Below are 23,642 nucleotides of genomic sequence, written 5' to 3' on the forward strand. Positions count from 1 at the left end.
ACCTTTTTTCTTTTACCGGACAACAGTAAAAGTTTTTAGCAAGAAAGGTTAATTCTTATAGCTGGATGTCGTTTGCTGAAGTTGCATACAAACCGATCAGACTTCCTGTAAAACCACCCGCAACATTTGTTGAAAGGATATCTCCTGATACCGTTCCTCCTAAATTCTTAAATTCATTCTGATCTACTGCATAGTTGAACTTGTATTCAGCACCCTGTGCTTCTACCTGCAATCGAATAGGTTTGCGAACATCTACTTTTTCACTTGCAATGTTCGTGGTTTTACCGTCTTCCGTTCTTGCTAATACAAGATAGAAGTCATTTCCTTTCTTTGTTATTCCAAATACGTAATGAAAGGTTTCTTTCTGGTAGCAAACCAGACCTGCCATGTCTTTCTCTGATCCAGGAGTATATTTTATGTTCACGGTTGCATCAAATGTGCTATGTTGTTGCCTGTAAAATAGGGTAGAGGTGGGTGTTGTAGCATTTAGGCTCTTTTGAAATGGATTAATTGTCAATCCATTCTTTGTTGTGCTGATAAAGTTTTCGCGAGGGCCTCTTATTCCTATCCATCTGAAATCAAGGTTCTTTGATGTGAAATTATCCTTGAAAGTAAAGTTTCCGTTTGGTAGAAAACCATTCTGTCCGGTTTGATTCTTTACTCCAGCAGGCATTTTTGACTTCGGTTTTAATGGTACAAGTCCATTTTCGAATACCGGGTACTTGCCGGTCCAGTCCACAGGTAATATAAAGGTTTCGCGTCCAATGTTGACCTGACCTTTTTCGTTTGGACGAATAGCCAGGAATACACCGTAGTATTTACCATCCGGACCTTCAACTAAATCTGCATGACCAGCCCAATCTACTTTATTAGTCCTGTTCGCAGGAAAGTATCTTTGGGTAAGAATAGGATTATTGTTAGCCGGTACATAGGGCCCTTTGGGACTATCGCTTACAAAAATCACTTCACTATGCCAACCACCTGTGCCTCCTTCTGCACACATCAAATAATAGAGTCCATTTTTTTTATATAAATGAGGTCCTTCAATCCAGATTGGCTTTTGAGAGATGTCTGTACCACCATCCACAATAATTTTATCCGTTCCCGGAATAATTTTATCATTTTGAAGATCGTAATCCCACATTTTGATCACGCGATGGCCCTGATATAGTTCTTTTCCCTTCGCTGGAGCATCATTATGAAGAATAAAAGCCTTGCCATCATCATCGATGAAAATAGAAGGATCTATTCCGTCAAAAAGGAGCTTAATTGGGTCGCTCCAGCCTTTGGCGGGGTCTTTTGTTTTTACTACCATATTGCCAATGCCACCGGCAATTTGAGTGGTTATCATATAAAAGGTGTCATTATATGCACTGTATTTGATGTCTGGCGCATAAATTCCGGCAGATATTCCTGAATTCTCTACTTTCAATTGCGAAGTTCTGTCCAGGACATGTCCTATCTGTTTCCAGTTTACCAAATCGTTTGAATGAAAAATAGGTACTCCGGGGAACATAGAAAATGAGGAATTCACCAGGTAATAATCGTTTCCTTTGCGGGTGATACTTGGGTCTGGGTAACATCCTTGTAATATGGGGTTATAAAACTCATCGGTTTGCAGCGGATTTTCTTTATAGATACGATCATCTCCCCGATAGGTAAATTGATTAAAAAGCGGCGCATTTTTGGGAACCTTGTTTTTTTCCTGCGATGACGCATAAGAGAAGAGTAACATTGAAATTAATAACATCACTATCTGTTTTCTTGGAGTTATAATACACTTTATTTTATTTTCTTTCATCATAAGTAATTGTATACCATTTAAGGCTGCTAAGTTTATAGTTGTTTTGAATTTATTGGTTGTATAAAGTAAAATGACAATATATGCGGCTTCAACAAGAACGACTTTATGTTTAATAATCTGGTTAAATTTCGGTACTAAAAGCTATGAAACAAAAATGGTTCTAAGGTCATTGTATGATGCTTACAAATCGCACTATTTATAGCACAAATGTCCAGATTACCGATAAATATTCAGTTGATCGCTTTTGAGATCAAAGTTCATAGCTAATCAGTCAACACGCCAGCTGAACCTGTTTTAATACTATTTTCCATGTTTTTTAATAAGGTATAAACATTATTTGTATTCATTTGGACAATTGTTCTACTACATGTGCTAAATTCTACTCATTTTTACTGACTGCGTATTTAGAACTAACCGCATTCTAACCATTGGTTTTGAGAAAAATTGAATTCTCATGCCGCCTAATATAAATTGTATATGGAACTTAACTGTCAGCACGCTTAATCATGAAAAAACTAGGCATTATTTTGCTTTATCTGATCTTTCAGGCATTTAATCAAGATGCGTTAGCACAAGATCAAAACTTTTATATATTCCTCTGTTTTGGGCAATCAAACATGGAGGGGAACGCAAAATTCGAGGCACAGGATACCATTGTAGATAGTCGTTTCCAGGTTTTGGAAGCGGTTAATTGTGACAACCTCGGTCGGACAAAAGATAATTGGTACACTGCGGTTCCTCCATTGAGCCGTTGTAATACAGGAATTACACCTGCAGATTATTTTGGTCGTACCCTTGTTGCAAACCTTCCAAAAAATGTTAAAGTAGGTATCATCAACGTAGCTGTCGGCGGTTGTAAAATCGAGCTGTTCGACAAGAATAATTATGAATCGTATGTCACTGCAGCACCTTCCTGGATGACAAAAATGATCAAGGAATACGACGGTAACCCTTATGGACGATTGGTAGAGCTGGCTAAGATTGCCCAAAAAAGCGGAGTGATCAAGGGTATTTTGTTGCATCAGGGAGAATCAAATACGAATGATGCTGCATGGCCACAGAAAGTGAAAGGTGTTTATGACAATTTGCTATCGGATCTTGACCTGAATGCGAAGTCAGTTCCTTTGCTGGCCGGAGAGGTAGTCAATGCGGATCAGGGTGGTATTTGCTCAAGTATGAACACGATCATCGCAAAATTGCCTGAAACTATTCCTAATTCATATGTTATCTCTTCTGCGGGATGTCCTGATGCCGCTGATAATTTGCATTTCAACGCCGAAGGGTACCGGATGTTAGGAACAAGATATGGCCTTGAAATGCTTTCATTACTGGGGTATAAGGCCAACGCATCTAAATAGCACTTTACTTATTTGAAAACATTTTGCTGTTCGAGGTATTGATAGTAATCTATTTGTTTTAGCTTGCTGAGAGCTTAAATTGTGAATAGCGATTGCCGTTTGTTTTAATGCTAACTTTTCTTTTAGAGATCAAATAATGAAAATGAAATTAATTGACTTGACACTGCTGAGCCTGTTTTTGCTTGTCTGCTCCTTAACTTCTCAAGCGCAGAAGGTAAGTAATCCTATAATTCATGCGGATGTACCCGACCTTTCCATGATACGGGTTGGAGATACCTATTATATGAGTAGCACAACTATGCATATGAGTCCAGGCCTCCCAATCATGAAATCAAAGGATTTAGTCTACTGGCATCTGGTAAGTTATGCCTATGATGTTCTCGATGACGTTGATGCGTTAAATTTAAATAATGGAAAGAATGCTTATGGGCAGGGTTCATGGGCAAGCAGTCTTCGTTATCATAATAATACGTATTATGTTTCCACTTTTTCAAGCACCACAGGGAAAACGTACATCTACAGCACCCAGAATATTGAAAAAGGGCCTTGGAAGAAAAGCTCTTTTAAACCTTCACTGCACGATCATTCTTTGTTTTTTGATGATGACGGACGAGTTTACATGGTTTATGGCGGAGGTAAACTAAGATTAGCGGAACTGAATAAAGATCTCTCCGGAATCAAAGCAGGGACCACAGATCAGGTGATTATTGAAAATGCGGCATCACCTACAGGTGCAACCGCTGGACTGCCAGCAGAAGGGTCGCAGCTTTTTAAAATAAAGGGTAAATACTACCTGTTCAATATCAGTTGGCCGGCTGGTGGGATGCGCACGGTAATCATACATCGGGCAGATAAGATTACAGGTCCGTATGAAGGGCGCGTAGCTTTCCAGGATAAAGGTGTTGCACAGGGCGGTCTGATCAGTACACCGAAAGGGGAATGGTTTGCCTATTTATTCCGGGATTTTGGTGCCGTAGGTCGCATTCCTTATTTTGTGCCTGTTAAATGGGAGAACGAATGGCCCGTGCTTGGCATTGATAGAAAAGTACCTGAAACATTAGATTTGCCTGCAAGTAATCATGCTGTTTCAGGAATCGTTGCCTCTGATGAATTCAATCGAGGAAAAAATGATCCTTCTTTGCCACTGGCATGGCAATGGAACCATAATCCCGATGATCGGTTCTGGTCTTTAAAACAGCACAATGGATATCTCAGACTCCTCACCGGTCGTGTTGACACTTCTATTTTATCTGCACGGAATACACTTACTCAACGGGCATTTGGTCCTGAAAGTTCTGCAATTACATCAATTGATATCGCAGATATGAAAGATGGCGATCGTGCCGGTCTTCTTCTTTTACAAAAAAAGTATGGATGGGTAGGTATTAAAGTAGATGCTGGATCAAAATCTATTGTGATGATCAATGCCTCATCCGGTGTTCCGGAAGAGGTTAAAAGTGTTCCTGTCTCTCAGAAAAAAGTTTATTTAAAGGCAGATTGCGATTTTAATGATCGTACGGACAAAGCTTATTTCTATTACAGTTTAGATGGTACAACATGGGAACGAATAGGCTCATCCCTGCAGATGTCTTATACTTTGCCTCATTTTATGGGTTATCGGTTTGGCTTATTTAATTATGCAACGAAAATCGCAGGGGGTTATGTAGACTTTGATTTCTTCCGTGTAAGTGATAAAATTACAGCTTTGAAATAAATCAACTAACGAATGATGATACAACCTTTATTAAAAAAGATTTTATTTGTAATCCTGGTTTTTAGTCTCGCCAGGAGCGGTTACGCTCAAAACCCATTAATCACTAATCAATATACCGCTGATCCTTCAGCTCGCGTTTTTGGCGATCGGGTATACATATACCCCTCGCACGATATTTTGTGCACGGAAGGAAAAGGCCGTATTGGCTGGTTTTGTATGGAAGACTATCATGTTTTCTCCTCGTCAAACCTCACAGACTGGAAAGATCACGGCGTGATAGTAAGTCAGGATAAAGTGCCCTGGGTTGATCCGGCAGGATATAGTATGTGGGCTCCGGACTGTATCTCCAGAAATGGAAAATATTATTTCTATTTTCCTTCAAGAGCAAGGGATACCGTAGCTAATGGAAAGGGTTTTTCTATTGGGGTGGCAGTATCTGATACTCCCATTGGGCCATTTGTTCCTCAATCGGAACCCATCAAGAAGGTTCAGGGTATAGACCCCAATGTGTTTATAGATAAAGATGGACAGGCCTATCTTTATTGGTCGCAAGGAAATATTTATGGGGCAAAACTAAAGGAAAATATGCTGGAGCTGGCTTCAGATCCTGTTATACTTCAGGAATTACCTAGTGAAGGATTGAAAGAAGGGCCTTATGTGTTTGAGCGAAATGGGAAATATTATATGACTTATCCGCACGTACAAAATAAGATTGAAAGACTGGAGTATGCTATTGGTGATAATCCATTAGGTCCATTTAGAAAGGCAGGGGTGATTATGGATGAATCTTCAACTGGCTGTTGGACGAATCATCATTCCATTGTTAATTTTAAAAAACAATGGTATTTGTTTTATCATCATAATGACCTTTCGCCGAACTTCGATAAGAATAGGTCTATTCGGGCAGATAGCTTATTATTTAATACGGATGGAACTATACGTAAAGTAATTCCTACACTTAGGGGGATCGGATTGAGTAGTGCATTGAAGGAAATTCAATTGGACAGATATAGTGATTTGAGTCGGAATGGTGTAAAAGTTGACTTTTTGGATACCGCCAACCGGATGATGGGTTGGAAAGCAACTTTAGCTCAAAGTGATGCCTGGATTAGATATAATGCGGTTGATTTTAGTGTAAGTAAGTTAAAAAAGCTACATGTCAGGGCATGGTCTGCACAGGGAGCTGTACTCGAAATCAGAGTGAACAAAATTGACGGTCCATTGATAGATAAAGTGAACATTGGTAGTTCGACCGACTGGAAGCTGGTAACGTCATCAAAAGCCAGCGTTTTGCGTGGAGTACATGACCTGTTTGTCGTGTTGAAAAGTGCTGATCCTGTCTCGGTTGACTGGATTCGGTTTGAAAAATAAAAATAAAAGAGTAGAACCAAGTAATTTCCCTTGGTTCTACTCTTTTATTAAAACTTTACTACTTCCCAATAAGCCTTTTTAGGTTTTAGATTGGTATCAAATAACAAAGGAAAGTTCTTTCTGCCTCTGCCATCTAACCATGAATACTTGTCGGAAAGATTCCAGAATGTTACCCCTGTTATTTCTTTAGGGTATTTACGAAACACCTCAAATATCATTTTATATTTTTCCAGTTGTTTTTGTTCCATTTCAGGGGTAAAAACAGCAGCTTGCATTTGACCTTGTCCCTGGATCATCTGCCCGCCCTGTCTGCCCGTATAAACAGAAATATCAAGTTCAGTAAATTGGATCTGTAAACCAAGTGATGAGAACAATTGGATCGATTTTTCCAATTCTTCACGTGAAGGTGTATTTATTGACCAATGAGCCTGCAGACCTACGCCATGGATAGGAACTCCTTTGGCTAGCAAGTTCTTCAGCATACGGTAAATCTTTTCTCTTTTCGCAGGGATCTCTGTATTGTAATCATTATAAAAGAGTATTGCTTTAGGATCGGCCTCATGAGCGTATTCAAATGCTTTCTCAACAAAATCTTCACCGGTAATTTCAGACCATTTTGTTTTACGGAAGTAGGTAGAATCATCAGCAATTACTTCGTTAACCACATCCCAGGCATATACTTTTCCCTTATAGCGCGATACAACAGTGTTGATATGACTTTTCAGGCGTTGCAGGAGTACTTTCTTACTAACATCTTTTCCTGCTGAATCAACAAATAGCCAGTCAGGAGTCTGGGCATGCCAGCATAATGTATGTCCCCTGACTTTTATTTTATTCTGAACTCCGAAGGCTACGATTGAATCTGCATCTCTCCAGAAATAGGTATTTTCCTGGGGATGAATAGGTCCCATCTTCATCGCATTTTCGGGAGTGATACTATTGAATTCACTTAGAATTAAGGTTCTTTGGTCGTGATTGCTAGGGTCAGTTGGCCTTATTGCAACTCCGATCGAAAAAAATTTACTGTAGTAATCTTTTAGTCCTTTTGCTTTTTCCTTAATTGGATCGGGTCGTGCTGCAAGTAATACTACTGCAATAAACGAGAGCGCAAGCATAAATTTTGCTGTGTGTCTTTTCATTTTCAATGAATTTTAGATTTCACATAAAACTACAGGTACTCCAATTATTAGAATGATTTGTTTGAATATATTAAAGATACTTATGTTTAAAATAGTTTAATTCGTTGAAAGTTTACTGTTTTTTTTGCGAAAAATTATTTCGCTTATGTCAATGGGCTCTTCATTTAAATTCGGTTGTTTGTCAATCCAAATGAAATGTTTTGTATTTTAAGCAGGACATTAATGGCTATTGTCCTTTTGATTTGAACATTTATGCTATAATTTTTACAATTAAAGCAGTTCGGGCATCATGCAGAAAAATTATCTTCGATTTTAGTTATGAAGATGGATCAAATCACTAGTTTTAACCTAAGTATTTGTTTTGATTTGTATGATCAGATTAAGGGAAGTAGGATTATAGTAATTCTAACATCAGTTTTAAACCTAAGGGCCTGATAGATTCGCAAGTCAACCGGTTCCTGATTACTTAAGTTAACCAATAAAAGATGTTTAAAAAACTACTTAAATATATACCTGTTATTTTTTTTCTTACTTGTTCAAGCCTGGTTTTCTCTCAGGAAAACGAGCTAAACTTTACAAACCTAAGCAGTCGGGAAGGATTGTCATCCAATATAATTACCGCAATTCTTAAAGACAGTTATGGTTATATGTGGTTTGCCACAGATGATGGTTTAAATAAATTTGACGGCAACAAAATCGTGGTATACAGGCATAGTCCTGGCGACTCTAGCAGTATCCCATCAAATGACGTTCTCGATCTTCACGAAGATAAAAAAGGAAATTTATGGATTGGAACCACTGCAGGCTTAGTACTCTACAATCGAAAGATGGATTCTTTCGAAAATGTCTATTCCAATTATAAATATTCTGTGCTTTCAATTAGCAGTGATTTATCAGGAAAAATCTGGACGGCTGGATATGCAGGTGTTTATGTATTTGATCCTAAAACACGTCAGGCAGCCCATATTGAAACACAAAATTCAAAGGATAGGAAGATCGTATCCCAACCGGTGTTGAAAGTCTTTTCCGATAGTAAAGGCCGTATATGGCTCTCTACCGATAAAGGGTTGTTACTTTATATGCGTAAGAACAAAGCTTTTCGGAATTTCTATCATACTAGCAGCACATTTAGTATTGCCAGCAATTCGATCAGTGCAATTGGAGAAGATGATAAAGGGCATATTTGGGTAGGTACCGACAATGGATTAAGTATGCTTCTGCCGAACGGTCAGGATTTTCAAAATTATCATCACGATCCTGCAAATAGTAAATCACTTAGCAGTAATTTCATCTATTCCATTGATTTTGAGAAGGGTGGGAATATTTGGGTAGGAACAGAGGAAGGCTTAAATATATTCGACCCATCAAAAAAAGAAGCCTTACGTATTAGCCGTAATCCAAGGAATCTGTACAGTATGGTCGGTAAAGCGGTGAAAGCAATTTATATCGATAATAATGGAATTTACTGGGTTGCAACATTTAGAGGTGGTGTTAATAAATTTGATAAAAACCTAGCCTTTTTTAACTTAAAACATAGCAACCCTTACGATGCATTTGGTTTAAATGCAGATGTTGCTACTTCTTTTGCTGAAGTAAAGGGAAAAGGTGTTTATGTAGGTACTGATGGTGGCGGTATCAGACTATTTAATATTAAAACAGGACTTTTTTCTCCCATTTCACTCAATAAATCTCCAGCTAAAGGTGGGGGCCTTGCTATCTTAGCCATGGAGAAATGGAATTCTGAAGTATGGATTGGCACTTTTTTAAATGGATTATATATTCTTGATTCTAAGTCTGGAAAGGTTAGGCAAATCACAAAAGGCAAAGGACCAAACAGTTTAAGCGGAAATGATATCTTTTGTTTGAAAAAGGACAGTCAGGGTAATATGTGGGTAGGAACAAACGGTCAGGGTGTCGATTGTTTTGACTCCAAAAAAAAAATTGTAGCACGTTTTAATAAAGCGGCAAAGGGGAGCGAGGAGGTACTGTTAACTGGATACATCCGTGCAATTGAGGAAGACAGAGACGGAAATATTTGGTTTGGATCAAAGGGAGCAGGTATTGCCGTCTATAATCCGCTTACTGGCAATTCGAAGATGTTGAGAAGTGAAAACAGTAAATTGCCCAGCAATAATGTAATGACTATCTGTTCGGCTAAAAACGGTACGGTTTGGGTAGGAACGGGCGGAGAAGGTCTAGCTTATTATGACCCTCGTAAAGCTGAATTCGTTTCATTTTCGGTGAAAAACGGTCTATCAAATGGAGTTATCTACAAAATACTTGAAGACGCAGCAGGAGTTATTTGGGTAAGTACTAATAACGGCCTTTCAAGTTTTAATCCTCGAAACAAGAAGTTTAAAAACTATACCTATTATAACGGATTGCAAAGAAGTCCATTTGTAATAGGCTCAGGACTGAAACTCGCAGATGGTCAACTGTTTTTCGGTGGTGTAGATGGATTCAATTATTTTAATCCTAAAAATTTACACACAAATAAAAATGTACCAGAAGTTGTTTTAACTGAATTAAGGATTTCCAATAAAAGCATTCAACCATCTGAAAGTTCTGAAATTACCGAGCATATTTCTGTTGCCCGAGAAATTACATTAGACTATAAACAGAACTTTTCATTAAGTTTTGCTGCTTTGAATTATACCTCACCACAGGAGAATCGATATCATTATAAGTTAGAAAACTTTGATAAGGAGTGGAATAATGTGGGTTCAGTTACAACTGCTGTTTACACTAATCTAGATCCTGGTTATTATGTGTTTCGTGTTAAAGCTACTAGCGATGCAGGGGAATGGAGCACGCCGGTAACATCAATAAAGATCTACGTTCGCCCTCCGTTTTGGCTTACCTATTATGCATACGCACTATACGTCATTTTTGTGTTATCAGTCTTGTGGTATATGCGATACAGTGGCATTCGAAAGTTAAGGGCTAAATTCGAACTGGTTCAAGAGCGTTTGCAGGTGCAGCAGTTAATTGAACAGGAACGTCGTGAAGCTGAACGCTTGCATGAATTGGATGAACTGAAAATTAAGTTTCTCACCAACCTTAGCCACGAGTTTAGAACACCCATATCGCTGATTGTAGGGCCTGTGGAGCAGTTATTGCAAGTAGAGACGAGTACAAGTAAGTCAAGCCACTTAAACATGATCCGACGTAATGCGCGCAGATTGTTAAATTTGGTAAACCAGTTGCTTGACTTTAGAAATCTTGAAGAAAAAGAGCTGCAGTTAAATACTACAGAAGGGGACTTTATTGCTTTTGTACGAGATGTTGCTGAATCTTTTAAAGATCTTTCGGAACGAAAGCACATCGATTTTGTATACAGAAGTTCGGTAAAATTCTACTTTACTTATTTCGACCGTGATAAAATTGAAAGAGTGATATTTAACCTCCTTTCAAATGCTTTTAAATTTACTTTGAAAGGTGGACAAGTAAGTCTAATGCTAGATAGAGATAGTGAATCGGAAGGATTAAAAATCACACTCAGTGATACAGGTATAGGTATTGAGCCAAGCGAGAAGGATAAAATCTTTGACCGCTTTTTTCAAAGTGAGGTGGGTGATGCGGTTCAGAATAAGGGAACTGGCATAGGTTTATCCATTACCAGAGAGTTTGTTAAACTGCATGGAGGCTCAATTCAGGTGGATAGTACAACTGGTGAAGGTTCAGTATTCGTTATTAGGCTTCCATTCAAAGAAATAGAAGATATTGATGAAGTTAAATTATATAGTAAAGAAGAAGATATTGTAGAAGAGAGCTCTAGTGAAATTGAGAATGAAAACTCTGCTGTGGCGTCGCAGTTGCCAGTAATCCTTATAGTGGAAGATAATGAAGATCTAAGGTCTTATTTAAAAGATAATCTAAAAGCGTTTTATAAGATAGTTGAGGCATCTAACGGCAAAGAGGGGTGGCAAAAAGTTTTATCAGCACATCCTCAGTTAGTGGTCAGCGATATCAGCATGCCCTTGGTAAGCGGTATAGAATTATGCAAAAAGATTAAGTCAGACAAAAGGTCAAGCCATATTCCCGTTTTACTGCTTACCGCATTAGCAGGAGAAGAAGATCAGGTGCTAGGCTTAGAAACAGGGGCTAATGATTACATGACAAAGCCTTTTAATTTTAATATACTTAATATAAAAATCAGGAATTTATTACGGTTAAATCAGCAGTTTAAAAATACGTACAGCAAGCAAATCAAGATGTCTGCCCCTGAATTGACAATTGAATCAGATAATGAGAAGCTATTAAGCAAAGCAATTCAATATATTGAATCCAACCTGAATAATTCACAATTATCTGTTGAAGATTTAAGCAGAAAGATTGGTATGAGCCGGGGATCACTTTATACAAAAATATTGGAGCTTACAGGAGAAAGTCCAGTAGAATTTATACGTTCGGTGAAATTAGACCGTGCTGCAATATTGTTGGAAAAGAGCGACATGAATATTTCTCAGGTAAGCTACTCTGTAGGTTTTTCCACTCCTAACTATTTTGCACGAGCATTTAAGACAAGATTTAATATGTTGCCTTCGGAATATGTCCATTTAAAAAGAGGCGACAAGGGGCAGGTAGGGGTTAAACAATCTTTATAAATCTGCACAAGTAATGTATGAAAATCGTTGGATCCCATATCCAGCCTTTATTATCTCTTTATGCCCGCTATTCATCTTTACGCCAACCTTGGCATAAAGATGTTTTAAAACTTGCAAATAGCCTTTTAAACTAGCTTTTTTGAACAAATTGTACATGAATTTGTACAATTGTGCCCTTTTTTAAAAGGGGTCGGCAGTACCTTTATATCATAAAACTAATTGATAATTAAGCTAAGAATTAACTTCTGAACTGCTACATGTAAGAGTGAGAAATTTTTAAACCAACGGATATTGATCCTTTAAACGATTTTTTACTAATCAACATGAACCGGAACTGAAAGATTAAACCAATTTAAAATTTGCATTCAAGAATATTATTTTATTATAACCAAATTTAAACTATCATGCTAAAAATTTTACAAAGACGGGTTTATTTCCTGAATGAAAGGATGTGTTCGTTCCTTTCAGCTCTTCATTCTTCTGGTGATTACCGGGCAGAAAAAAATCTAAAAATGGTTGTGTTGTTCAATGAATAGGATGGGCACCAGACTTGAGCCAATTGGCTCAATCTATTAGATTCTGGCCATGAAAGAGGTCATACCTAATTATATAATGCTAACAAACAATCTATATTAACGAAAGAAAATAGTCATTTTCCTTGAAAATAGCTATACACTCTTTTGGGAACAACTAAGCAATTCTGTCCTCTGGAATACAAAGGATCAAACGAACAAAAAACTAATTTCTATTTCTTTAAACCCTTTTTAAATAATGGAAAATAATACCATAGTGTATGATGACACACCTTACAGCAATTACGACTGGAGACGTCAGTTAATAAAAATTTGCCTTACTTTAATGATCATTTCCTTGCTGACAAATACTGTAGTGTTTGGTCAGACAAGTCGTGTCTTGAAGGGGACTGTTGTTGATCAGCAACAGAATACAGTTATTGGAGCAACAGTCTCCATCAAAGGTACCAATGTCCGCCTTTCAACCAATGCCAAAGGGGAATTTTCGATACAGGTGCCAGCAACAGGGGAGACTCTTGTTGTTTCTTACCTTGGGATGATCAGTCAGGAAACTAACATAAGGGGAAAAACAAGTGTTAGAGTAATTCTTAGAGATGATGTTGCTAATCTGAAAGAAGTAGTTATTGTAGGATACGGAACACAAAAGAAAGAAAGTGTTGTAGCTGCCATAACACAAACTACAGGAAAGGTACTTGAGCGAGCAGGTGGTGTATCAAATATTGGAGCTGCATTAACAGGTAATGTCCCGGGAGTAGTTACTACATCCAGTACAGGAATGCCAGGTGAAGAAGATCCTCAAATAGTAATAAGAGGGAGAAGTACCTGGAACAATACAGAACCTTTAATTTTAGTTGACGGTATTGAAAGGCCGATGAGTAGCGTGGATATAAGTTCAGTTGAGACCATATCCGTTCTTAAAGATGCATCCGCTACTGCCGTTTTCGGAGTAAGGGGTGCCAATGGCGTAATACTTATAACAACTAAAAGGGGGCGTGATGGCAAAGCTTCTATTAGGGGAACAGTCAATAATACAGTTAAGGTGCCTTCCCAGTTGCCAGGGAAATATGATTCTTACGATGCTTTATCCATTCGAAATAAAGTTATCGAATACGAATTGGGAATTAAGCCCGAGAGTTGGAATGACTATCTTCCACAGGCAACGATAGACAAATATCGTTTTCCAGCAAATGTGGATGAGTCTGAACGTTATCCAAATGTGGATTGGGATAAAGTTTTATTCAAAGACTATGCAATGTCTCATAATGCTAACTTGAATATCGCAGGGGGAACAAAATTAGTCAAATATTTTGCCAGTGCAGATTATTTGAATGAAGGAGATTTGTTCAAGCAATTTACGAATAACCGTGGATATGATCCTGGTTATGGTTTTAAGCGTTTGAATGTAAGAAGCAACTTAGATTTTCAATTAACTTCCTCCACGCTTTTCAAAGTAAATTTATCAGGATCTAGTGGTGTAAAGAAAAATCCATGGGGATCTTCAAGTAATGACTATTCCTATTGGATTTCTGCCTATTCTACAGCACCAGACGTATTTATACCTCAATATGCAGATGGTACATGGGGTTATCATGCGCCAAATGTACAGCGTGGTTTAAATTCAGCGCAAATATTAGCGCTTAGTGGAGTTGAGTTTACTACAACGAATCGAATAACAACCGATTTTACGTTAGATCAGGATTTAAGTAAGCTGGTCAAAGGACTTAATTTTAGGGGAACCATTGCACTCGATAATACATTTGTAGAAGGCGATAGAGGGGTGAATGATTTATATAATAACTCTCAAAGTAAATGGATAGACCCTGAGACTGGTCTGGTAACCTATCAACAGGCTTTCGATGCCACGAATAGGTTTGATTTTCAAGAAGGTATTAACTGGACAACCAGCCCTGGAGCAATACAAAATAATTTAACTCAACGTAAGCTTTTCTACCAGGCGCAATTGAACTACTCAAAAACCTTGGGTGATAAGCATAATCTTACAGCTATGGGACTCTTTAATCGTAATGAAAATGCGATAGGAAGTGAGATTCCAAGTTATCGTGAGGACTGGGTTTTCCGTACTACATACAATTATGCTAATAAATACATGATTGAATACAATGGAGCTTATAACGGCTCTGAGAAATTTGGTCCTGCAAACCGTTTTGCATTTTTCTCTTCAGGTGGTATCGGATGGATGGTCACAGAAGAAAAGTTTATGAAGTCCCTCCCTTTTATTGATATGTTGAAACTTAGAGCATCCTACGGAGCTATTGGTGATGATAATGTTTATGGAAGATGGCTTTACCTAACCCAATGGGTATATGGAGGACAAACTCCATTAGGTGTAACAGGAGAAGGTTCGGAAACAAGTCCTTATATATGGTATAAGGAAAATGTGTTAGGAAACCCCAACGTGCGTTGGGAAAAGGTAAAAAAGACTAACTACGGTATAGATTTTAGCTTTTTTAAAGGCTTGGTTTCCGGTAAAGTTGATATCTTCAAAGACAGTAGAACAGATGTTCTTATTACGGGCGCTAACAGGGCAATCCCTTCCTATTTTGGTGTTGACGCTCCCGTTGCAAACTTAGGAGCTGTTGAAAACCAAGGATATGAGTTAGAGTTGGCATTTACCAAACAGCTTAATACAAATTCAAGGCTTTGGGCAAACTTCAATTATACGCAAGCTAAAGACAAAGTAATTGAGGCTGATAGTCCTGATTTATTTCCTGAATATCAGCAACCAGAAGGTAAGCAGATTAGTCAAAACTACTCATATGTGGGTGCCGGTTATTATAATACCTGGGACGAATTGTATGCTAGTACGATTCATGACGCTGGAGATGATCAAAAGCTTCCAGGAAATTACAACATTATCGACTATAATGGTGATGGTGTAATTGATACGAAAGATAATATACCTTATGCTTATCCATCAGTACCGCAGCATACCTTTAATGCAACTTTAGGTTATGACTGGAAAGGTTTTAGTGCGTTTGTTCAGATATATGGGGTAAATAATGTTACTCGTCAGGTTGTATTCGGAAGTTTATCCAGCCAAAGTCATTTAGTATATGATGAAGGCTCATACTGGTCTAAAACGAATACAAATGGTGATGTACCTCTGCCTCGTTGGTTATCTACACCAAGTGGCTACACTGCTGGTAACAGATTTATGTATGATGGTTCTTATCTAAGATTAAAAAATGCAGAAATAGCCTACACCTTTACTACGAATTCAAAATTTATTAAATCGATTGGTCTTGCTAGTATGAGGATCTACTTGAATGGTAACAATCTTCTTGTTTGGTCCAAAATGCCAGACGACAGGGAATCTAACTTTGCTGGTACAGGATGGGCTTCTCAAGGAGCATATCCAACAGTAAAGCGGTATAATTTAGGTGCTAACATTACTTTTTAACGCTATTCTTATGAAAAAATATATCAAATTCATTGTATGTTTCAACATTTTTTGGGCATGCTTTAGCTTAACTTCCTGTGAAAAATATCTGGATAAAGCAGATGATTCTATAATATCAGAAAAAGAAGCTTTTAAAAACTTTGTTAATTTTCAGGGATATAACGAAGAGTTATACAACTGCATTGTCAACTTTAGTAATAATTATTGGACTAACTCCTTTAATTGGGGAGAAGATGAAATACCTTCTACAGCTGGTACTTTTCATTTTGTAAATAAGATCGATGATGGCAACTTTTGGGGTTGGCAGTCACAGTCTGATGGTTGGGGAGCAGGATGGATGGATCAGCCCGATTTTACAACCGGCACATCTGGCGACAGGGCCTACAGAGACTTATGGAATGCTTCATGGTACGGTTTGCGTAAAGTTAACATTGGCTTAGCTAATATGAATTTAATGACCGACGCAACTGACGAAGAAAGGAATCTGATAAAAGGGCAACTGTTGTTTTTCAGAGGTTGGTTTCATCATCGCCTCATGGAATATTTTGGAGGATTGCCTTATATTGAAACAGTTCTGCCTAGTGCTGAACCGTTAAGATTGCCTCGGCTTAGTTATCATGAATGTGCAGATAAAGCAGCTGCAGATTTTAGAGCTGCTGCTGATCTTCTTCCTGTTAATTGGGACAATACTGTAGCAGGTAGAAGGACCCTGGGAAAAAATCAGTTAAGGATTAACAAAATCATGGCACTGGCTTATTTAGGCAAAAATTACCTTTGGGCTGGAAGTCCTTTAATGAATGAGGAGTCAACTGGTAGTGCCACATACAATGTTGAGTATTGCAAAAAAGCTGCAACGGCTTTTGCTGAGTTGTTAAAACTAACAGAAAGCGGTGAGACTCCTTACAAATTAGTTGATTTTAAGGATTATCATTTGAATTTTTATACCACAGGACAAAACTGGGCTTTACCTGGAAGTACTGAGGCGATATTCCGAGGTCCCTACATGAGCGCAAATAGTTCGAATTGGGGTACAAGTAAACAGTATACACCTGTTATTATTTCTGAAGGTGATCTTAAGTTTGTTCCAACTGCCAATTATGTAGATAATTATGGAATGGCTAATGGGCTACCTATTACAGATCCAACTAAAGCTGATGCCGAGTCGTCTTATGACCCTGAATATCCATGGAAAAATCGTGACCCTCGTTTTTATAACGATATCGTTTATGATGGTGTGAAATTCGTTCAGGGAAGTATTCCAGATCCAAAAGAGGAAACTAACCGTTATTCAAACTTATTTACAGGAGGCAGTTATAGGAATGTATCCTCTGGTAGTCGTACAGGTTATGTGCTTCGTAAGTTTATTCCAATTACTGCTAATAAATATGATAACGGATACAGCTACGGTAATAACTTACATATTTATGTTCCTTATATGCGATTATCAGATGTCTATTTGATGTATGCGGAATCAGCACTAATGGGATATAATTCAGCTCTTGGAAAGGATCCTACTTTTGCAAAAACAGCTGCGGATGCAGTTAATGTTATTCGCGCCAGAGCTGGTGTAAGTCCTGTGGCCACTAAGTTTCTCGGTTCAACGAATTTATTTTTAGGTGAACTGAGAAGAGAAAGAGCTGTAGAACTAGCTTTTGAGGGACTTCGTTTTAACGATCTGAGACGGTGGCTTTTATTAACAGAGAGCCCTTATACCCTAAAAAAATCTATTGAGTTTAATAGAGCAGGTACATTTAACACTACTGATCCCACATTGAACAGGGTAGTCAATTTAAGGGAGGTAACTATACTGGAACGTAGATTCACCAAAAAACATTACTGGTTGCCGTTAAAAAATGCCGATGTAAATATGTATCTGGAGTTTCCTCAAAATCCTGGTTGGTAACAGGTAGTTAAACTAATGTAAATCGAAAATAATGAAGCAAATAAAAATAGGAATAGTATTCTGCTTAACCTTAATGGGGATACCTGCAATCAGTTCGGCAAAATTAGCTATTAAAGTAAATGTATATAGCAATACTGGAAGCATTCGCACGATTAATCCTGGTATTGATAAAAAAGTACCCAATTCTAGAAAATTGGTTCCGGATTCTACTCAAAAATCAGATGAATCATTGCAAATGGATGATTCGGCATTGGTTCAAGTGGCGTTCAGAAAAATTAACAAACAGGATATCTTGGGCGGAGTTTCTGTACTGAATTTTTCAGAACTGATGGAGAGAAACTATGCCACAAGTAGTCTGGAGAATCTGGAAGCATTGGCTCCAGGTTTCAACGGAAATATTTGGGGTATGAGTAGTTATTTAGTTTTGGTAGATGGTGTTCCTCGAGATGCCAATACTGTGATGCCTACAGAAATTGATCAAATTACAGTGTTAAAGGGAGTTGCAGCAGTGGCTCTTTACGGAAGCAGGGCCGCTAAGGGGGTAATTTATATTACCACTAAAAGAGGAACTAGTTCTACACAAACTGTTAATATTCGCGCTAACGCGGGAGTAAATACACCTAAAGCGTATCCGAAATTTTTAGGGTCAGCAGAATATATGACACTATATAACGAAGCCAGGCAAAATGACGGTTTGCCAGCTCTTTATAGTGGAGAAACAATATATAATCACGCTTCCGGCTTAAATCCATATCGGTATCCAAATGTGGATTATTACTCTTCTGAATATTTAAATGATAGTTATAACCGTTACGATCTTACTGCCGAAATTTCAGGAGGTAATGAAAAAGCACGCTATTATACCAATTTAGGTTATTGGTCAGCAGGTTCATTATTGAATTTTGGTGAGGCAGTTGATAATAGTGGATCTAACAGGTTTAATGTCAGAGGTAATATTGATGTTAATTTAAATAAGATCATTTCCTTAAATGTAGATGCTTCAGTTAGTTTCTACACAGGTAAGGGTGTAAATACTGATTATTGGGCTAGTGCTGCTAGCATTCGTCCTTATAGATTCTCTCCTTTGGTGCCCATTGATATGATTGAAGGTACTGATGAGTCGTCTTTGACCTATGTGAATAATAGTAGTAATTTAATTGACGGAAAATATCTGTTGGGTGGAAGTCAATTAGACCAAACGAACTCCTTTGCAAATATTTATGCGGGTGGGTATAACAAGACCATTAACCGTCAGTTTCAGTTTAATACCGGCATTAACTTTGATTTGAATAGTTTTATAGACGGATTAACATTTAAGACTATGATGGCTGTGGATTATTCCACTTCCTTTCTTCAAACATACAATAACAGGTATGCGGTCTATCAGGCGTCTTGGAATGACTATTCAGGCATAGATCAGATTAGTAATTTAACAAAATACGGTGAGGATGCCACATCTGGTGTTCAAAATATTAGCGGAAGTACTTATCGTAGGACGGTAGCGTTTTCAGGGCAGCTTAATTATATTAAATCATTCAATCAAAAGCATAATATTTCTGCCATGCTGATTGCAAACGGATTTCAATTGGGTGAAGCTCAGTTATATCATAACACAAGTAACGCTAATTTAGGTTTACAACTTGGATATAATTTATCTAACAAATATTATGTTGATTTCAGTGGTGCTGCAGTTCATTCTGCTAAACTGCCAGCCAAAAATCGTATGGGCATTTCTCCAACATTATCTTTAGGCTGGAGAGTTAGTAAGGAGGGTTTCATGTCTAAAATATCAGCTATTGATGATTTGAAATTTACTGTTTCAGCGGGAATCTTAAATACCGATCTGGATATTAATAATTACTATTTATATCAGGGTTATTACACCTACAATGATGCCGCATGGTACAGCTGGCGTGATGGTAGTTTGGTGCACACTTTTGATCGTAGACGTGGGGACAATCCAGACCTTAATTATCCGCAAAGAAAAGAAATTAACGCTGGGGTGGACGGGTCCTTGTTTAAGAATCTCCTTTCTTTTAGTGGTTCAGTTTTCTATAATAAAACCACTGGAAATGTAGTGCAGCCTACAACGGTTACCTATCCAAATTACTTTACTACTGGGTTTCCCGTGTATTCTGATATTCCTTTCATCAATTACAATGATGATGAAAGAAAAGGTTTGGACTTTAGTGTGAACTTGAATAAAAAGTCAGGAAATCTATTCTGGTCTCTAGGGGTTACAGGTACATATTTTGAAGCAACCGCATCTAAACGAGCAGAGTTTTACGAGTTTGGATATCAAAATAGAGCTGGCCAGTCTCTGGATGCAATTTGGGGCTTACAAAATGAAGGGTTTTTTATGGATCAAGCAGACATTGCTAACTCTCCTACGCAATCATTCGGTGATGTCATGCCTGGTGATATTAAATACAAAGATCAAAACGCCGATGGTGTAATTGATACCAGGGATGAAGTTAATCTAGGAAGAGGGTCAAGTGCTCCGATGACATTAGGTATCAATTTTACTGCAAAATGGAAGAGCCTGACTCTTTTTGCTCTAGGAACTGGCCGTTTTGGTGGTAACGCAATCAAGAACAACTCTTATTTCTGGATCGATGGCGAAGATAAATATTCTATTGAGGTACGTGATCGTTGGACAGAAGAAACTAAAAATACGGCTACTTATCCAAGATTGACCACCTCTAATAGTGACAATAATTTTCGGACTTCTGATTTTTGGATATATAGCAGTAACCGCTTTGATCTTGCGAAAGTGCAATTATCTTATCAATTCCCTACCCGTATTTTGGGAAAAGGTTTTGTTCGGGAACTTGGAACTTACGTCAACGGATTCAATTTGCTGACCTTTTCTAAAGAAAGAGAGACAATGGAGTTAAATGTAAATCAGGCTCCCCAAACCCGCTTTTTTAACCTAGGTGTTAAAGCATTGTTTTAACAGGTTTCTTAGCTCAATTAAAATTTAGAACATGAAAAAAATTATATTAACATGCTTATCCATCGCACTCTTTTTCGCAGCTTGTGAAAAGGATATGTTTGATCCGGCAATTGAAAATAATCTTGAACTAGAAAATGCCTATAGCAATGCTTCTTATGCGCAAGGTTTATTGCTTAATGGGTATGCACGAATTCCGTCAAACAACTGGTCATTTAATGATGTAGCAACAGATGATGCTGTTACCAATGATAGAACAAGTCAGTTCTTGAAAATATCTACAGGTCAATGGACTGCTATCAATAACCCTCTTGATCGTTGGACTGGTGGGAGATCTGCAATTCAGTATCTTAACTTGTTTCTTTCTGTTTCGGATAGTGTAGAATGGGCAATTGATCCCAAAATAAGCAGGCTGTTCAGTGACAGAATGAAGGGTGAAGCATATGGTCTTAGAGCACTTCATATGTATTACTTACTCCAGGCACATGCAGGAAAATCTCCTAGCGGTGAATTGCTAGGTATTCCTTTGTTACTGAAGCCGGAAACTGTTACATCGGATTTTAATATACCAAGAGCTACTTTTCAAGAATGTATCGAGCAAGTTTATAAAGATCTGGATTCAGCAGAGGAACTTTTATCTTTAGATTTCGAAGATATAGCCAGCGACGCTCAGGTACCTTCTAAATACACTGGCGTTAATAAGGACGATTACAATCGTGTATTTGGTTTTTATTTTAGAGGACGATTAACATCACGTATTGCTAAAGGAATACGTACCAAAGCAGCTTTGTTAGCGGCAAGTCCAGCCTTTAATGCTGGAAATGCTACTGCTTGGGCAGATGCAGCGAATGATGCAGCTGAAGTTATAGATCTTAAGGGCGGAGTAAACGGTTTAGCAGCAAATGGCAGAACCTGGTATCTTGGAACTGAAGTTGATGGGTTAGCATCAGGTATTAATCCATCTGAAATTTTATGGAGAACTGATATAGGAACTAATAACGATCTTGAACGCACTCACTTTCCTCCAACATTATATGGTAGCGGTCGTTTGAATCCTTCGCAGAACTTAGTTAATGCTTTCCCTATGGCCAACGGATACCCTATTTCCGATTTAGCGAACAGCGGGTATAATTCTGCAAGTCCTTATGCCGCCCGTGATCCTCGTTTTCAATTGTATATTATGGTAAACGGAAGTACCGCAGGTACAAGTTCTACAGTAATTAATACTTCAGCTGATAGTCCTACTAATGATGGTTTAAATAAAGTAGAGACATCAACACGTACAGGTTATTATATGCGTAAATTGTTAAGACAAGATGTGAATCTAAATCCTTCTACTACGAGTACTCAAAAACATTATGTTCCTAGAATAAGATATACCGAGATCTATCTGGCTTATGCGGAAGCTGCCAATGAAGCCTGGGGCCCAACAGCAACCGGAGGTCATGCTTATTCTGCCTATGATGTGATTAAAGCTATCCGTACAAGAGCAGGTGTTGGAACTACAAATGGTGATGCTTATTTAGAGTCCGTTAAGAACAATAAAGATCAAATGAGAGTGCTGATCAGAAACGAGCGAAGATTAGAACTATGTTTTGAAGGCTTTCGTTTTTGGGACTTGCGTAGATGGAATGCAAACTTAAATGAAACCGCACAAGGGGTAAGTATTACAAACGGAGGTTTCTCCATAATTAATGTTGAAAACCGCTCTTATCAAAGCTTCATGAATTATGGCCCGATTCCTTATAGCGAAACTCTTAAATATAATAATCTGACTCAAAATTCCGGTTGGTAAAGGATTAAAACAAACTATTCACGTTCGTTTAACTAGATTGAAATGAAAATAAATTTAAAAATAAAACAAGTAGTCCTACTATCACTGGTAGTTTCGTCAATATTTACTTCCTGCAAAAATCAAGAATGGGAATTTGCAGATTATCCTTATCAGACCGTTTATTTCGCTTATCAAGGTCCAGTACGTACAATCACATTAGGTGAAGATATTTTTGATACCTCATTGGATAATGATTATAAATGTCAAATTATGGCCACTACAGGAGGTGTATATACCACCAAAGGTGACGTAACTATTGGTATTGCAGTAGATAATTCGCTGAGTACAGGAAAGGCGTTTAGTACAGGGGGCGATATAATTACTATGCCGGCTAATTATTATACACTGGCCTCAGATAAGATTGTAATCACGAAAGGAAATATTACTGGAGGTGTTGAGGTTCAGTTAACTGATGCATTCTTTGCCGATCCCTTAGCTATCAAAAATACATATGTTATTCCCTTAAGGATGACGAGTGTAGTGAATGCCGATTCCCTGTTAGCAGCTAAAGATTATGTGCTTTATGCTATTAAATATATTAATCCTTGGCATGGTAATTATTTGCGCAGGGGCAAAGATGTAATTACTGGCAAGAATGGAAACACAGCTCTTAATCAAACGATTGTAAGGCATAAAGCATTTGTAGAAAAGGATGATATCTCAACTTTATCTACTCAATCATTGAGTGGAACACGTTTTCCTATTGTATTCAAAGGGTCTGGTGGACAAAATATAACCCGCACCTTGTTGCTTACTATTAATAATGCAGGAGACTGTACCGTATCGGCCGCTACAACTGATTTTACAGCTACCGGTAGTGGTAAGTTTGTGAAAAAAGGGGAGAAAAATAGTTGGGGTAATCAAGACCGTGATGCCTTGTACCTGAATTATGAGGTAGATATGAATGAAATGCATGTTTCTTCTACAGATACACTAGTTATAAGAGATAGGGGCGTTAAAATGGAAACATTCAATGCAGTAACGAAATAGTTTGGTTTATAATAA

At 37.9% G+C, this 23,642-nt stretch carries 12 protein-coding genes; 10 read left to right on the forward strand and 2 right to left on the reverse strand.

Annotation, left to right across the window (positions count from 1 at the left end; all coding sequences use genetic code 11):
• Positions 1–55: 55 nt before the first annotated feature.
• Complete coding sequence (locus BFL47_RS16935; protein ID WP_245681399.1) at positions 56–1,750, reverse strand: glycoside hydrolase family 43 protein; 1,695 nt, start codon at positions 1,748–1,750, stop codon at positions 56–58.
• Positions 1,751–2,310: 560 nt separating this feature from the next.
• Here BFL47_RS16935 and BFL47_RS16940 point away from each other — a divergent pair.
• The 3 genes from BFL47_RS16940 (at position 2,311) to BFL47_RS16950 (ending at position 6,247) form a co-directional block, all read left to right on the forward strand.
• Positions 2,311–3,162 carry a sialate O-acetylesterase gene (locus BFL47_RS16940; RefSeq protein WP_069660986.1) on the forward strand — a complete coding sequence of 284 codons (852 nt, stop codon included), beginning with the start codon at positions 2,311–2,313 and terminating at the stop codon, positions 3,160–3,162.
• 136 nt (positions 3,163–3,298) lie between these two features.
• Positions 3,299–4,876 carry a glycoside hydrolase family 43 protein gene (locus tag BFL47_RS16945; RefSeq protein ID WP_083257247.1) on the forward strand — a complete coding sequence of 526 codons (1,578 nt, stop codon included), beginning with the start codon at positions 3,299–3,301 and terminating at the stop codon, positions 4,874–4,876.
• Positions 4,877–4,888: 12 nt separating this feature from the next.
• A complete protein-coding gene (locus BFL47_RS16950) occupies positions 4,889–6,247 on the forward strand; it encodes a family 43 glycosylhydrolase (RefSeq protein ID WP_245681400.1) in 1,359 nt (452 codons plus the stop codon).
• 47 nt (positions 6,248–6,294) lie between these two features.
• On the opposite strand, the gene BFL47_RS16955 is transcribed toward BFL47_RS16950, so the two are convergent.
• On the reverse strand, positions 6,295–7,386 hold the full coding sequence (locus BFL47_RS16955; protein ID WP_083257248.1) for an endo-1,4-beta-xylanase: 1,092 nt from the start codon (positions 7,384–7,386) through the stop codon (positions 6,295–6,297).
• 485 nt (positions 7,387–7,871) lie between these two features.
• Here BFL47_RS16955 and BFL47_RS16960 point away from each other — a divergent pair, with 485 nt between their 5' ends.
• The 7 genes from BFL47_RS16960 to BFL47_RS16985 all read left to right on the forward strand — a co-directional run bounded on the left by BFL47_RS16960 (position 7,872) and on the right by BFL47_RS16985 (position 23,627).
• A complete protein-coding gene (locus tag BFL47_RS16960) occupies positions 7,872–11,993 on the forward strand; it encodes a hybrid sensor histidine kinase/response regulator transcription factor (protein WP_069660988.1) in 4,122 nt (1,373 codons plus the stop codon).
• 404 nt (positions 11,994–12,397) lie between these two features.
• Positions 12,398–12,529, forward strand: a complete 132-nt coding sequence (locus BFL47_RS20395) for a hypothetical protein (protein WP_262482895.1) — start codon at positions 12,398–12,400, stop codon at positions 12,527–12,529.
• 235 nt (positions 12,530–12,764) lie between these two features.
• Positions 12,765–15,947, forward strand: coding sequence for a SusC/RagA family TonB-linked outer membrane protein (locus BFL47_RS16965; RefSeq protein WP_211480977.1), 3,183 nt, complete (start codon positions 12,765–12,767; stop codon positions 15,945–15,947).
• A gap of 10 nt (positions 15,948–15,957) precedes the next feature.
• Positions 15,958–17,850 (forward strand): RagB/SusD family nutrient uptake outer membrane protein, encoded by a 1,893-nt coding sequence (locus tag BFL47_RS16970; RefSeq protein WP_069660989.1) that lies wholly within the window; start codon positions 15,958–15,960, stop codon positions 17,848–17,850.
• Between the two features lie 31 nt (positions 17,851–17,881).
• Positions 17,882–20,806, forward strand: a complete 2,925-nt coding sequence (locus BFL47_RS16975) for a SusC/RagA family TonB-linked outer membrane protein (protein WP_069660990.1) — start codon at positions 17,882–17,884, stop codon at positions 20,804–20,806.
• 31 nt (positions 20,807–20,837) lie between these two features.
• On the forward strand, positions 20,838–22,598 hold the full coding sequence (locus BFL47_RS16980; protein WP_069660991.1) for a RagB/SusD family nutrient uptake outer membrane protein: 1,761 nt from the start codon (positions 20,838–20,840) through the stop codon (positions 22,596–22,598).
• A gap of 42 nt (positions 22,599–22,640) precedes the next feature.
• Positions 22,641–23,627, forward strand: coding sequence for a DUF5627 domain-containing protein (locus BFL47_RS16985; RefSeq protein ID WP_139125859.1), 987 nt, complete (start codon positions 22,641–22,643; stop codon positions 23,625–23,627).
• Positions 23,628–23,642 lie beyond the last annotated feature (15 nt).

The organism is Arcticibacter eurypsychrophilus, assembly GCF_001730525.1.
Taxonomy (GTDB): domain Bacteria; phylum Bacteroidota; class Bacteroidia; order Sphingobacteriales; family Sphingobacteriaceae; genus Arcticibacter; species Arcticibacter eurypsychrophilus.